Source organism: Nostoc sp. DSM 114160, from assembly GCF_053470305.1.
On sequence record NZ_JBPFGO010000001.1, the window covers coordinates 536,718 to 550,537 of the forward strand.

A 13,820-nucleotide genomic window follows, 5' to 3' on the forward strand; every position below is an offset into this window, starting at 1 on the left:
AGGAAATTTCAATTCAATTTCTTCGCAATAATGGATCGAACCCTTTAACCAACCCAATGCTCTTGGGCAAATCCTACAGCTATTTTGGCTAGTAATGTCACAAAAGCGCCTAATATTAAATATCCTTGACGAGGATAGTGAGATAGCAGCACACCAATGGCTATATTCAGAGGCACAATACCGTAGGCGAGACGGCTCAAAGAGATAGTACCTCCAGAGGCTAGCAGCAAACCAATACCACAAAAGCCATAAATAACTGTAACTGGGGTCAGTTGCGTGTGGAAGCGCCACAACACATAGCCACCACCCAAGACCATGAACAAGTTGAGGAAGTTATCGATCCACTGTTCGCTTGCCAGAATCAACAAAAATAAGACTAAAGCATAAAAGCTATAAAATAATTTTACAGAACCAAAACGTTGACGGAAATGCCATAAAAGATAGCCACTGACAACAATCGCCCCCAATAACAGGAGATACCAGGGGTCTTGAATCCCGCCAGAGGAGTTTTGCACCCAGCCAAATTGCCAATTTTTACTACCGACGGCAATTTGCATGAACATATTTAACCAACCCTGCCAATCAAATCCGAGAGTTGGTCGCCATCCTCGCTGTGCTTCGATAAAAGCTAAAGGGTCGCCAAAATAAATCGCACAATACAAACTGAATAGAAGTATGCCAATAGCTGTAGTCAAAGCGGCTATATAGGCAATAGGTGGTCGGCGTTCTTTCCAGGCTGCGATCGCCAATGCTGGAATTAGTGCCATACCTGTAGGACGTGTTGCTGTCGCCATCGCGCCCCAAAAAGCAGTCCAGGCATACTGCTTTCGATCGAACGCCTGCAATGTCGCCGTACTCAAAAACAAATACAGCCCCTCTGTGTAAATCACTCCCGTAAACATCGAAGCTGGATACAAAGAAAGCACAGCAGTTACCCAGTGTGCTGCATTGATGCCATAACAATCCTTGACCCAAAAGTACAAACAGTAAAGTGCTGCACAAAATGCCAAGTTGTTGATTAATGTGCCTGCCAATTCAAACGGTAAGCCCAACTCCATCAAAATCCAGATGCTTAAGGGAAACAGGGGAAAGAAGGCCAGATTATGTTGCTTACCGTCATTCACAAATTCATAACCAGAAGTTGCGATCGCTCGATAATGGATACTATCCCAAGCATCAAAAACCCCCCAGCCAAAACGGGGCAAAAATTCCTCTGCTGGTAATGATAGTTTTGGCGCAACCAGCAACATAGCAGTCCAGATAAATATTCGACTGGCAAGCCATATTGCTGCTGGAAATAGGAAATCATTTTTCCATAAAATTTTTTTTATAACTATCTGAGCTTTGACCATAGGGTTGAGTGCTTCAACAAACTCCTTTATGCATCTTTCTACCTATGGCTGCAATCCAGCAATTTATCAGTAAGATTTTGCATATTAAATCCTCCACCAACATAATTAAGAAACTGGACAGATGAGTAATTAATTGAAATTATTTCCTATTTGGTTACTTTTGCCAATTCTCTCAGAATTTATCTTTTAAAATATAGTATTTATAAATACAAATTTTGTCTAGTTATATGAAAATTAAACCTTGTCTGCTTTGAGATCGTAGCAGGATTTCCGCCGTGCTAGCAGTCTATCGAGTTGAAATTAACGGATTGGGATTGGCACAAACAGGTACGCGAACAAGAAGACACGGGGATATTTTCTTTCTTTGCGTCTCTCCTCCTCGTTAGTGTATCGATTATGGCGATCGCTGTGATTAAAGAGTCCCCAGCAATTTATAGTGAGAGTTGTCTGTAAATCCTTAAGCAATTGTGAAAGCGATTACTCTCGTTGGTTCAACTGGTTCTATTGGTACTCAGACTTTAGATATTGTCACTCAGTACCCAGATCGGTTTCGGATTGTGGGATTGGCAGCTGGGAACAATGTAGAGATGTTGGCTGCTCAAATTCGACAGTTTCGGCCGGAAATAGCAGCCATTTGCTCAGAAGATAAATTACCAGCGCTCAAAGAAGCAATCATTGACCTCAATCCCCAACCGATTCTACTGGCTGGTGAGGCCGGAGTGATAGAAGTTGCCCGTTACGGCGATGCCCAAACCGTTGTCACTGGGATCGTTGGTTGTGCTGGTTTGCTACCGACGATCGCAGCGATTGAAGCTGGTAAAGATATTGCCTTAGCAAACAAAGAAACTCTGATTGCTGGCGGCCCTGTGGTTCTACCCCTAGTCGAAAAACATGGTGTAAAATTACTCCCTGCTGATTCCGAACATTCCGCAATCTTTCAATGCCTCCAAGGTGTTCCCAAAGATGGCTTACGGAAAATTTTGCTGACTGCATCTGGTGGGGCTTTCCGCGACTGGGATGTAGAAAAGTTAGCAGATGTAACCGTTGCTGATGCCTTGAAGCATCCTAATTGGTCGATGGGACGGAAAATCACAGTAGACTCTGCTACTTTAATGAATAAAGGACTGGAAGTAATTGAGGCTCACTTCCTGTTTGGCTTGGATTATGACAATATCGAAATTGTCATTCATCCCCAGAGCATTATTCACTCACTGATTGAATTGCAAGATACTTCAGTTTTAGCCCAACTCGGTTGGCCAGATATGCGCTTACCCTTGCTGTATGCTTTATCTTGGCCCGATCGCATTTACACTAACTGGGAACGACTAGATTTGGTGAAAGCTGGAAATTTAACCTTCCGCGAACCAGATCACCAGAAGTATCCTTGTATGCAGTTGGCTTATGCTGTGGGTAAAGCTGGCGGTTCTATGCCAGCTGTATTGAACGCTGCCAACGAACAAGCTGTAGCTTTATTTTTAGAAGAAAAAATTCGGTTTTTAGATATTCCTCGGTGTATCGAATGGGTGTGCGATCGCCATCAAAATAATAACCGTGTTAATCCCTCTTTAGATGACATTTTGGCAGCAGATCAATGGGCAAGACAAGAAGTTTTAATAGCAAGTGAAACGTTAGAAACTCAGTCGCGGATCATCTCTCTGCGATAAAAGCCTTTAATCAAATACCTAAAAGGCAAATTTTCTGGTTGGTTCTTGACCAATTCTTGTTTAGCCTTCAGCTTAATACTGAAGGCTAACGGTTATTCCTACAAATTACAGCATCCAGTATGCATCTACTATTGAATGTCAAAATCCGCTGATATTAGTACAAAAAAATAATTAGCCTTTAAAGCTCTAAACTGTCATTAAGGAAAATATCTGTAAATATCCTTTCTTTGCAATGCTCGAACAAAAACAATAGCATCATCAGAGATTGTTAATCCAATTCTGTAGTCTCCAATTCTAATACGATAATAATCACCATCAGCTTTAAGTTTTTTGATATTGTTAACTTCTCCTAGATTTTCTGCCTTTTCCACTTCTTCAATTACGGCTTGTATTCTTTGCAGCAAAGTTTCATCTCTGATTTTACTCACATCTTTTTCAAAGCTCTTTTTGAACTCAACATTCATCCTTTATTTCCCAAAATCTTAAAAATCGCCTCCCTGCTGACTGTTTCTGTATCCTCACCTTCTTTAATAGCTTTTTCTAAAGCTATATCTTCAATAATTTCTGCTAACAAATCAGCAAATACTTCTTTCTGTTCTTGGATAACTTCGGTGAGTGCGGTTTTAAATAGTTGCTTAATTTTTTCTTCGTCAAGGTTAAGTTCTGTCATATAAATTCCTTAAGCTTTGGATTGATACTAGCATGGCGATCGCCCTTCAATACCATAAACCTCAATAAATGCGTAGACACACAGCGGCTTGTCGTCAGACATCGCCCCTATAAATCTCTAACCCAGCAAACGTTTGAGTTGCTTATAAACTTTATCGTCGTTACGTTTACCTACTAAAATCACTTCAACCAAATCTGCATCTATATCAAAGCGGTAAACAATACGATATTCTCTCTTATTGTACGCGATAGTATCCTGGATAACCAGTTAATTCTTTATAATCTGCGGGTAAGGGGTCAACATTCAGTGACATTGCTTTATTTGCCCTTCATCCCATCAACAATAAATGCATAGACGCATAGTGGCTTGTCGTCAAACATCGCACTTCATCTCATCAACAATAAATGCGATCGCAGTCCCTCCCAAAGTACTAAAATGCGATCGCACTTTCACAACATCACAAATGCGTAGCGTGGCTATTTACTTTCAGGGCAAATTTCTTTTCACCAATCGGGACGGGAAGCGAGGTATTCTTTTAAATGGTTGCAACCTCGCGTTAGTATACAACAGCCTTTTCAGTCTCAGGATGTTTTCAAAAATCAAATCGCAGTCCTAATCTAACTATTGTATCTTGTGATTATTGATACAAAAATTTTAAAAAGTCTTTCCAGTAATTTTGCCAAATTGCCAAATAAGTTGCCTTTTACCCGAATAATTGGATGATTTTCAGCTAATATGGCATTGGCACAGTTAGACAAAAATCTTAGCTTTAGTATCTATTCCAAATTAGGTTTAATAGCTTTAGCAATAGTAATTTTGACTTCAGATAAAAATTTACCCTTTCTAAATAAAGATCTTCTGACACTAGGGCAATTATTCAGGAATGAATATATATGATTATTACGTTAATTATAGCTTGGATAGTCTTCATAATATTATGGAAATTGCTGAAAGCAACCGTGAACACTGCATTAACTCTTGCGGCAATCCTTGTTTTATTAAATATTAGTTTTGGCATTACACCCCAAGATATTTGGCATTACGCAACACAGTTTGCTCAAAATCTGTCACAGATCCAAATCGGCAAGTAAAAAATGAATTATGAATGCAAAATTTAGAATTAATTTTTTGGTCAATTGTTATTTAATGCTGAAATCTTGGCTAATGCATCTTTAAAACTCGGCGGTAACTGACGCATAATCTTCCCTCTTTCGCGATCTAAAGCGACTAAAGTCACCTTAGCTGTGACGTACAATTGTTGTCCATCAGTTGAGATAATGGCGTAATCCCAATTGATTCGCACACCAGTCACCTCAGCCATGCGGGTTTTTACCAGCACTGCCATACCCAATTGAATTGAACGGTGATAGCGCACCGACAGTTCTACAACTGGTAAATCGCAGCCTATAGCAACTAAATCAGCAAATTCAATCCCTATAGATCGCAAGCATTCAATCCGCGCTTCTTCCATCCAAGCTATATAGGAACCGTGCCAGACAAGACCGGCATAGTCAGTGTGGTGGGGTTGGACTCTGACAGGATATTCAAACCAATTCCCAAACTCATGACTGGATGGATTGTCAAGAGCGCTGGTTGGTGGTAGTTTTGGTCGGCTGGGTTTTTCTTCTGACATCTTCAAATTTCTCAGTGTTTATAAATTTTCCAAATTATTGAATAGCATAAAAATTAATTGCGTTGCCGGACTTATTGATTTAATATTTACCTTCCGAGCATAGGGAGTGTTTTGTGATGCAGCCTAATCTCCGGCATGTGAGTGTTGTTACTTTATCTCTACTTAGCTTACTAGGTTTTGGGATGGTATATCCAGACAATAACCAGGTAAATACAAATGCAAGGTTGAGGTACGAATCTGGAGAAAAAGCTCAAGTTTTACCCAAGAATAATCAACTCTCAGAAATTGCAAGGCTCAATGAAGAAGCTATCAAAGAATCTCGTCAAGGTCAATCAAAAGAAGCGTTGCAGAAATTACAGAAAGCATTAACCATCAGTAGAGACCTTGGAGAGCGCTCTTGGGAAGCGGTAACATTTAACAATATTGGCAGAATCTACCAAAGTCAAAAAAAGTATCCTGAAGCACTTCAATCCTATCAGCAAGCCTTATTGATTAACAAAGAACTTGGGGATCTGGTTCGACTTGGCAAAACCTACAGTAACATAGGTTACTTATTCGATATCCAAAACCAACCAGAGTTAGCAATTTTTTTCTACAAGCATTGTTTGATTAATCGTGAGAAAGCTCGCTTGAATCCATCAGCATTGAGTGCGCCGCAACCAGATGCTTACAACATAACTGTTAGCCAGACATATCGCATTTTGGGCGAACGATTGCTCAAACAAGAACGTGTTGCTGAAGCACAAAGGACAATGGATTTACTCAAAGTTGAAGAACTAGAGGAATATCTCCAGAATGTGCCAGGTAATCAACGTACTGTCAAAGGTATTAATATAGCGGCAACAGAAAAACCAATTAAACAAAAGCTGGATCAAAGTGTGGATAATGCTGTTGTACTGGGTAAAGAATTAACAATACTACGCAAAATTGCCCCCGAACAGCGATCGCTCAAACAGAAACAACGTATCGAGCAACTAGTCTTAAATCAACAGCAACTTCTAGATGGATTTAACGAATTTATCAATAGTCCTTCAGTGAAAGCACAGGTAGAGCAAATTAGCCGTACAGCTAGGCGGCAAAATTTGGATTTGGAAAGTCTTAACGAACTTCGAGATAATTTGGCGCGATTACCGCAAAAATCGGCATTACTCTACCCACTGATTTTAAAAGATAGTTTGGAATTGGTATTGGTAACTCCTGAATCCCCACCAATCCATCGCACCGTTGCTGTAAAGCGCGAAAACTTCTATCAAACAATTGATGCTTTCCGTCAAGCTTTAATCAATCCCAGTCGAAATATCAAAGCACCTGCACGCCAATTATATGACTGGCTAATTAAACCGATAGAGAAAGACTTGAAGGTATCAGGTACGCAAACTCTGATTTACGCTCCAGACGATCGCTTACGCTACATTCCTTTAACTGCTTTATATGATGGTAAACAATGGTTAGTGCAGCGCTTCAATGTGAATCATATTACATCCGCTAGCCTGACTAACTTAAACACCCCAAAACAATCTACTTTGCGGGTTTTAGCGGGTGCTTTTACTAAAGGTAATTATCAAATCAAAGTTGGGAATCGACAGGTTGCTTTCGCTGGCTTACCCTTTGCAGTGCGGGAGGTGGAAAGTCTAGCAGCAGCGGTTCCTGAAACTACGAAGCTTTTAGACATGCCTTTACTCCTAAAGTCGCTGTACCCCAAATGGATGATTATACAATTGTCCATTTAGCGACTCATGCAGCCTTTGTGGTTGGTAAACCAGAAGATTCGTTTATTTTATTCGGGAATGGCGATCGCGTTAATTTTAGAAATGTCGCCACTTGGTCACTCCCGAATGTAGATTTGGTAGTGTTGAGCGCCTGTGAAACCGGCTTGGGAGGCAAGTTAGGTAATGGTGAAGAAATTTTGGGCTTTGGCTATCAGATGCAACAAACTGGCGCTAGAGCCGCGATCGCCTCTTTGTGGTCTGTAGATGATGGTGGTACACAAGCAATCATGAGTGCTTTTTATCATATTCTCTCTTCTGAGAAGTTGACTAAAACTGAAGCTCTACGACAAGCTCAAATCTCATTAATTACTGGAAACTGGAAGGCGAGAAATGAGAATACATCTGCAACGCCAATTAGTAATTTTAGTCATCCCTACTACTGGGCACCGTTTATTTTGATTGGCAATGGACTTTAATTTTGGATTTGAAATTTTGGGTTATGGCAATCCTATTTCAGTTGTGAAAAATATCCGTTATCGGTATTGACTGTTAACCTTTGACAGTCAACAGTCAACAAAGCTTATATGATAATATTTTACAAATTATTTAGAATCGACACATTCAGCATGTCTTTAGTCAGAAATAACAATTCAATGCCCAGTAGCTACGGCTGCTCTACAATCTTTGTCCAACCAGTAGAAAAAGTTCCCGTAGAGCTGTTTAATTGTGTGAAATTACCAAAGCGATCGAAAACACCAAAAGCAGTTACACCATTGCTAGCGTTGTAGAAGAAGACGCCCCTTGGTGTATTAACTATTTGTGACCAACCAGTAGAAAAAGTTCCCGCAGCATAGCCCTTTAATTGTGTGAAATTGCCAAAGCGATCGAAAACACCAACAGCACCCGCACCATTGCTAGCGTTGTAGAAGAAGACGCCCTGCGGTGTATTGACTATTTGTGACCAACCAGTAGAAAAAGTTCCCGCAGCATAGCCCTTTAATTGTGTGAAATTGCCAAAGCGATCGAAAACACCAACAGCACCCGCACCATTGCTAGTGTTGTAGAAAAGCTCATCAGCTAGAACTGATGACATAGGTGTAAGAGTTGCAAAAGTAGCAAGAACACCAAATCCTATTTTCCAATTTGTTTTCATCAGCTTCCAGTCCTTCTTCATCTGATTAGAATCGAATTTTTAGCTTGAGTTTTAGAATTAGAAATCATGCCCTAAGTGTCCAAGCGCCGCACCAAATTCAGGGTTCGGTGCGTTAGACTGAAGTCGTAACGCACTTTACAAATACTTAATTTTATTCAAAAATCAAATTCGGATTTTTATAGTTAAATTTTTTCAGTAATTAAACCACGATTCGCCAAATCTCAGCAATTCTTAACATAAAAATTGACTTATTAGCCCTTTTTTATTACTCTCATTAAAGAAAAATTATAACCTTTTATTTTTATAGGTTTTGAAGAATCTAAATGTAGCGACTGTCTTGATTTTCAAGACAGTCGCTACAAATATTTTTATTTTTTTAGAGTAATAAAAGAGCGTTAGACACTCGTATACTTTTAGATAATGCCCTAACGAAAACTGCGATCGCGTTTTGATAAGATTTTCCCACATGAGGAGCGATCGCTTTTCATGTTGCAGAATTGAGCAGCTATATACGCCACCTCTGGCGGAAGAATAAAAGGATATAAGTCCGATGATTTATGGAAAAATTAGAAATAATTGTGCTGCGATGCGTAAGTACAAAGCACAAAGAGTCCTTGTTTCAAGCCCCATTATTTATGGGGATTTTATGAGGTGAATGAGAGAATTTTGAATTCCCCGTTCGCGTAGCGTCTTTACAGGAGAAGGGGTTGAGTGTGGTGCGTTTTAACACCTGATAACTCAAGGTTAACAATTTGGCTTGTGAAATTTTGGTAGATACAAAAAAAGATGCGATAGGCTAATAAAGTGCCAATCACTTAATGGTAACGGAGAATCAGTAATGAGCGATCGCTAACTAAGCCACTTTTACCGATTAACAGTTACCTAATCAATTTCTAATTTGCTATCGACCTCTGAAATCTTAATACTTCTTGGCAAGAGTTTTAGAGCCTGTATCACTTTGCATAGATTGCTTGACAAGATCGGCCAATTCATCTAGTTGGCTAATTGCCTCTGCACCCTCTAGCTTCATTAATTCGCGGTCATCCCGCATTTCCGTCCAAGTAATGCCGTAATCGGACACTAAAAACCGAATCAGATGGTTATCGCCCAAGCTAACCATAAATGATGCACTATTCATTTGATCGCCACAGGTATAGCAAGATGCAGGATACCCACGCCGCTCTAATACAATCGCCAAGGCTTGCAGGTTCATTACTAAGTCTTGGACGAATTGTCGATGTTGATGTGCTAGTCTCAGAAACACTTTTGTCCTCCAGACACCACAGTAATTTGAGTTTCTTTTATATTTTCTTTAGATTTTCTCACCCATTGGTATTGTAAGCTATCCATTACAATTACCAGACACATGATATTGAGTCATGAATTGACTACTTTGTTTAGGGTAGTGGATCGGGATTTTGAGGGCCGTATCAAACTATTCAGTTTGCAAATTCAAAATCTCGGACAGAATTGCTAAATTTAACTATATCTTTATACACTTCTGTCAGGGTAGATTCTTAGAGCAAGAGATCCGCTTTAAGAGTAACTTAAATTTAGCACTAGTCAACTACAGAAAAGCTACATATTTGGTTTTTATTGGCTATGTGCAGTCAAATACACTGTTATTAAACGCTATAATGTAGTTTTCCATCGTTATACTGTCTCATGCTTAGATGTTTAATCTGTTCTGTTTATAACGTAGATTTTGGTATAGACAAATGATTACTTATACTAAATTCCTTCCTCCTATATATATAAAGTTAAGCAGATAACAGTGCGAATTCTAGCCTAAGTAGTTGCACAAGCATAAACTAAATAGTTTATACTCAGGTTACGTACATAGGAGACAACTGTGAGTGTAGAATCCACAATGGGAAAACTTAACACTGACAATATCTAAACTCAGCAAAGTATTGTTGCCATTTAGGCAATATTTCTAGTTATTTTGGGATTATTTTCAAAAACTTGCACAAACCAAAGCACGATAATTTAGAAGGATTCTTATCTTAATTTGGTTTTGCCAAATTTAATGCATATATAATATATTTCGATTATCTATCCAAAATGAGTAATTATTTTTTATTAATAACTCAGTTAACTAATTCGTAATTCCTCATAATGCTTTTTACAAGAGGCTACGCATAGCTTGCTTTCCATAGGGTACGCAAACTCCCCACCGTTGCGCTAATGTAATTTGTAATTATTGGCAAGACACTTGGGCGTTATTGTCTTTTTTAGCAGCCTTGAATTAGTTGGAGCCTAGATATCCAACTAATTCAATTATGAATTAAGAATTAATAGACTACTTGCCACCAACCGAAAGCTGGACCGATAAAACGGATTGTTAACCATCCAACAATCATCAGACCAATGCCTATCCAAGCACCACGAGTAGTCCAAGTGACAAATTGTTCGCCTTGAGTTTTTGTGATCGGAACCCAAGATAAGATCCGAGTATCTTTACCGTATGTTTCCCCTAGTGCGGTTTTACGACGTTTTGCTTCACCCATAATCAGTAACTCAAATTCTACTTAGGTTCTAAATTTATTTTGCCAGGAATCATGCCTACTCCAAAGGCGATGAATCGCATCACCTTCCATAAGCTGATAATAATATCTTGCTTCTTTGCGATCGCGCTTTGCTTCGTCAAAATTTAAATTAGGCATTGGGGAGGCACTGCGGTGAGGCAGACCCCGTCTTGGCGGTTTCCGTCGATGGGGGACTGCCGAACCCGAAGGGTTTTGGGGTCTCCCCAAGTGGAGCAACTGCCGTCAAATGGCGTCACTGGTAACTGAATTTTAAGCAGAATTTTCCTCATCGGTATTGGAAAACAGGCTGGGATCGAGATAGTTAATGCGTGCCAGAGGACTTAAAGCTGCGAGAATTTGAGCGCCGTAGCTACGGTTAACTACACGACTATCAAGCAAAGCCACAATTCCTTGACTTTCTCGTACTGGAGCGATCGCCCGTTGTAATTCATTCAAGGCTGCTGGCAACAAGTATAAACGGAACCAATCTTGATGCGATCGCTTATAAAGAGCTACCCTACCAGCTACCAGAGGATTTTCTAAAGATGGTAGGGGCAAAGTCGCAATGATTAACAGATGAGGTGCTGGCAAAACTCGTTGATGTTCTCGCCAAAATTCCCAACCGCTAATCAAAATACCATTCTCATCTAAACAAGTTTTTTCTACTTGCACCCGCGAACCAAACTCTGAAGCCAGAATTGCCGCAACTTGAGCCTTTAGTGGTACATCCCCCACCAAGACAACCGTTAATCCTGGCGCTGTCGCACTTAGACAAACCAGTGTGCGGACTTTGTGAATAAATGCCGCTTGAAATTCTGGCGTGTTGGGTAGAGGCAACTTATAGGGTACATACAGTTGAATTGCTTCCGCTTGATTTTCCGAAGAGAACTTCAGGCAAGTTAAATCGTCCAAACCCAAGCGCTGGCGGAAAAGGGGAGCCTCAGTTTCCGGTTCGATAGCGCTGCCAATTAAAACTACTGGTTGTCGCTGCCAAATCGGCGAGAGTATTTCCCCTAATTCCATTGGGGCGTAGTGCAAAGAAAATAAACCTTGTCGATGGGCAATAGTCGCCCAAAAGAGAGCAGGGGGGGAAAGATTTTCATCAAGGGTTTGAAATTGTTGCCAGAATTTTTTCCAAGGTTCTGGCAGTGCTTGTACTGACTCTAAAGCCAAATACAAACGGCCTAAAATTTCTATTTCTGGCTGGGAAATTAAATAACACTGATATGGATTTGCAGGATGCTGAAAAAGTTCGTGTGTTAGTTGTATCCGTGCTTCGCGAATTGCCTCAGCTTGGTTTGGACAAGCCAGCATGAGTTGCTCCCAATCATCGGGTTGAATATCTTGAGTAAGTTGATGACGCACCCAATCTTCAAGATCGTCTACCCCATCAATAATTGTGGGAATGCCTTGGGGAAAGCGTGAGTCACCAGCTAACTGTCCTTTTAACCAAGCTTCTGGGGAGGTCAACAGTAGCCCTTGGAACTGGGCATCAGGCCAAGCATCACCTGTCCTAATCGATTTATTGGTTGGTAGCCACTGCTGTAGACGGGGAATTTCCACCCGCAGCAGAAGTTGCTGCACTGTTTCTTGAGCAACAATAATTACAGGACCATGCCACATCAGGGCTGATGCTACAAAACTAGTACGATACCGCCCTTGATAGCCACTAACTGCCCCTACTTGAATTAGGGCGCTACGTCCCAGGCGCAAGGCGCGTGCTACCAACCGTGCCATCGTCAAATGATGGGGCCAGGAAGGGAACCCCGCTTGCGATCGCAAAAAGTTATGTAGTGACAAATGAACTTCTGCCTCAATCACACGCTTTCAATTCCATACAAAGTGATTTTTACTTCCAATTGCCCCATTTCTATTATCTTGTCATTTGTCATTTGTCCTTTGTCCTTTGCTAATGACCAATGACCAATGACCAATCACCCAATATCCTAAATTATGCCAACTTACACAGGAATTTCCAGCGAAGCCTTCAGGCATCCACTAGATCGCCAAGCGGAGCAAGCTTTACGAAATTTGCCAGGATTTGATTTAATCGCTCGTAAATTTGTGGAATTTATCTACGAACGCCCTCAATTAGTCTATCTAATGGGTAACAGCATCCAAGTCGGGCCGCGTCAATATTCCACTATTTACCAGATGTTTCGGGAATGCGTCCGAGATTTGGACATTTACCCAGAACCAACACTGTTTGTCTCGCAAAATCCCCAAGCAAATAGCTATGCGCTGGGGCAAGAGAATCCTTACATAGTCATAAATACAGGGATACTAGACTTACTAGACGAAGCCGAGATGAGGACGGTGCTAGCTCATGAACTAGGGCATATTAAATGTGGTCATACTATTTTAATTCAAATGGCGATGTGGGCGATGAGTGCTGCTTCGGCCTTGGGAGAATTGACCTTCGGCATCGGTAATATTCTCACACAAGGCTTGATTTACGCCTTTTTTGAGTGGCGGCGCAAAGCGGAGTTATCGTCAGATCGCGCTGCACTACTAGTGATGGATGACTTAAATCCTGTGATGTCAACGATGATGAAACTCTCTGGTGGTAGTAACAAATATGCCAATGAATGTAGTTTACAAGAGTTTATCAAGCAGTCAGAAAATTATCAGGCATTGGATGAAGATGGACTGAATCAGATATATAAATTCTTGATCTACAATGGCGCTCAGGGTATGATGTTGAGTCATCCTTTCCCTGTTGAACGTTTGCATTACTTACGGTCGTGGGCAGTATCTGAAGAATATCAGCAAATTTGCCGAGGAAATTATCAGCGATCGCCTGCTTCCGGATCGGTAAATGTTTCAGCAGAATCTTCCGAAAATCAAACAGAAAGTTTGCGCCGCCAAATTGAAGAATTACAACGAGAAATCGACAGAATCAGAAGGTCTGAGTAGTTTTGAGTACTGAATAAAGATTAGTAGGGTGGAATACAATACTTCTCGCTTTGTGCATTTCTAACTCGGAATCGGGTTTGGGTTAAAGGTTTTTTCTTTCCCCTTTTCTCCAAAACCCGAGAGTATAGGGGTGGAATAGTACCTTCTAAATCGTTGGATTTAAATTCCCAACTTCTTCAAGAAGTCGGGGATTTG

General features: G+C 40.6%; 13 protein-coding genes and 2 pseudogenes. 5 read left to right on the top strand and 10 right to left on the bottom strand.

Annotated features, from left to right (window positions below):
• Positions 1–44: 44 nt before the first annotated feature.
• Entirely contained in the window at positions 45–1,352 is a 1,308-nt protein-coding gene (locus tag NSTCB13_RS02520) for a mannosyltransferase family protein (RefSeq protein ID WP_445629803.1), read from the bottom strand.
• A 294-nt stretch (positions 1,353–1,646) separates the two neighbouring features.
• On the opposite strand from NSTCB13_RS02520, the gene NSTCB13_RS02525 reads away from it, so the two are divergent.
• Positions 1,647–1,805 carry a hypothetical protein gene (locus NSTCB13_RS02525; protein WP_445629802.1) on the top strand — a complete coding sequence of 53 codons (159 nt, stop codon included), beginning with the start codon at positions 1,647–1,649 and terminating at the stop codon, positions 1,803–1,805.
• Positions 1,806–1,819: 14 nt separating this feature from the next.
• Positions 1,820–3,016 carry a 1-deoxy-D-xylulose-5-phosphate reductoisomerase gene (locus tag NSTCB13_RS02530; protein ID WP_448271267.1) on the top strand — a complete coding sequence of 399 codons (1,197 nt, stop codon included), beginning with the start codon at positions 1,820–1,822 and terminating at the stop codon, positions 3,014–3,016.
• A 197-nt stretch (positions 3,017–3,213) separates the two neighbouring features.
• Here NSTCB13_RS02530 and NSTCB13_RS02535 read toward each other — a convergent pair whose 3' ends face one another.
• The 3 genes and pseudogenes from NSTCB13_RS02535 to NSTCB13_RS02545 form a co-directional block, all read right to left on the bottom strand.
• On the bottom strand, positions 3,214–3,480 hold the full coding sequence (locus tag NSTCB13_RS02535) for a type II toxin-antitoxin system RelE family toxin (RefSeq protein ID WP_448271268.1): 267 nt from the start codon (positions 3,478–3,480) through the stop codon (positions 3,214–3,216).
• Positions 3,477–3,686: a hypothetical protein gene (locus NSTCB13_RS02540; RefSeq protein WP_448271269.1), complete on the bottom strand. Its 210-nt coding sequence runs from the start codon at positions 3,684–3,686 to the stop codon at positions 3,477–3,479. Before NSTCB13_RS02540 ends, NSTCB13_RS02535 begins: the two co-directional genes overlap by 4 nt.
• 117 nt (positions 3,687–3,803) lie before the next feature.
• Positions 3,804–4,011 (bottom strand): annotated as a pseudogene (locus NSTCB13_RS02545) (type II toxin-antitoxin system RelE family toxin); the annotation flags it as partial.
• 568 nt (positions 4,012–4,579) lie between these two features.
• On the opposite strand from NSTCB13_RS02545, the gene NSTCB13_RS02550 reads away from it, so the two are divergent.
• Positions 4,580–4,777 carry a hypothetical protein gene (locus NSTCB13_RS02550; protein WP_448271270.1) on the top strand — a complete coding sequence of 66 codons (198 nt, stop codon included), beginning with the start codon at positions 4,580–4,582 and terminating at the stop codon, positions 4,775–4,777.
• 41 nt (positions 4,778–4,818) lie between these two features.
• On the opposite strand, the gene NSTCB13_RS02555 is transcribed toward NSTCB13_RS02550, so the two are convergent.
• Positions 4,819–5,319: an acyl-CoA thioesterase gene (locus NSTCB13_RS02555; protein WP_322697481.1), complete on the bottom strand. Its 501-nt coding sequence runs from the start codon at positions 5,317–5,319 to the stop codon at positions 4,819–4,821.
• A gap of 116 nt (positions 5,320–5,435) precedes the next feature.
• Here NSTCB13_RS02555 and NSTCB13_RS02560 point away from each other — a divergent pair.
• Positions 5,436–7,504, top strand: a pseudogene (locus NSTCB13_RS02560) (CHAT domain-containing protein).
• A 188-nt stretch (positions 7,505–7,692) separates the two neighbouring features.
• On the opposite strand, the gene NSTCB13_RS02565 reads toward NSTCB13_RS02560, so the two are convergent.
• From NSTCB13_RS02565 to NSTCB13_RS02585, 5 genes are all read right to left on the bottom strand, one after another.
• Positions 7,693–8,181: a hypothetical protein gene (locus NSTCB13_RS02565; protein ID WP_445629795.1), complete on the bottom strand. Its 489-nt coding sequence runs from the start codon at positions 8,179–8,181 to the stop codon at positions 7,693–7,695.
• 919 nt (positions 8,182–9,100) lie between these two features.
• Positions 9,101–9,445 (bottom strand): DUF1815 family protein, encoded by a 345-nt coding sequence (locus NSTCB13_RS02570; protein WP_094350113.1) that lies wholly within the window; start codon positions 9,443–9,445, stop codon positions 9,101–9,103.
• A 1,030-nt stretch (positions 9,446–10,475) separates the two neighbouring features.
• Positions 10,476–10,691: a DUF2839 domain-containing protein gene (locus NSTCB13_RS02575; protein ID WP_445629794.1), complete on the bottom strand. Its 216-nt coding sequence runs from the start codon at positions 10,689–10,691 to the stop codon at positions 10,476–10,478.
• 17 nt (positions 10,692–10,708) lie between these two features.
• The gene (locus tag NSTCB13_RS02580; protein ID WP_448268569.1) at positions 10,709–10,831 is read right to left on the bottom strand and encodes a hypothetical protein; all 123 of its coding nucleotides are present in this window, start codon (positions 10,829–10,831) and stop codon (positions 10,709–10,711) included.
• 148 nt (positions 10,832–10,979) lie between these two features.
• Entirely contained in the window at positions 10,980–12,530 is a 1,551-nt protein-coding gene (locus NSTCB13_RS02585) for a helicase C-terminal domain-containing protein (RefSeq protein ID WP_445629792.1), read from the bottom strand.
• Positions 12,531–12,662: 132 nt separating this feature from the next.
• Here NSTCB13_RS02585 and NSTCB13_RS02590 point away from each other — a divergent pair, with 132 nt between their 5' ends.
• Complete coding sequence (locus NSTCB13_RS02590) at positions 12,663–13,625, top strand: M48 family metallopeptidase (protein WP_448271271.1); 963 nt, start codon at positions 12,663–12,665, stop codon at positions 13,623–13,625.
• The last annotated feature ends 195 nt before the right edge of the window (positions 13,626–13,820 follow it).

Excerpts from the sequence above, each read along its gene's own strand:
- NSTCB13_RS02520 (WP_445629803.1), bottom strand. The coding sequence starts at position 1,352 with ATGGTCAAAGCTCAGATAGTTATAAAAAAAATTTTATGGAAAAATGAT.
- NSTCB13_RS02535 (WP_448271268.1), bottom strand. The coding sequence starts at position 3,480 with ATGAATGTTGAGTTCAAAAAGAGCTTTGAAAAAGATGTGAGTAAAATC.
- NSTCB13_RS02540 (WP_448271269.1), bottom strand. The coding sequence starts at position 3,686 with ATGACAGAACTTAACCTTGACGAAGAAAAAATTAAGCAACTATTTAAA.
- NSTCB13_RS02550 (WP_448271270.1), top strand. The coding sequence starts at position 4,580 with ATGATTATTACGTTAATTATAGCTTGGATAGTCTTCATAATATTATGG.
- NSTCB13_RS02555 (WP_322697481.1), bottom strand. The coding sequence starts at position 5,319 with ATGTCAGAAGAAAAACCCAGCCGACCAAAACTACCACCAACCAGCGCT.
- NSTCB13_RS02565 (WP_445629795.1), bottom strand. The coding sequence starts at position 8,181 with ATGAAAACAAATTGGAAAATAGGATTTGGTGTTCTTGCTACTTTTGCA.
- NSTCB13_RS02575 (WP_445629794.1), bottom strand. The coding sequence starts at position 10,691 with ATGGGTGAAGCAAAACGTCGTAAAACCGCACTAGGGGAAACATACGGT.
- NSTCB13_RS02590 (WP_448271271.1), top strand. The coding sequence starts at position 12,663 with ATGCCAACTTACACAGGAATTTCCAGCGAAGCCTTCAGGCATCCACTA.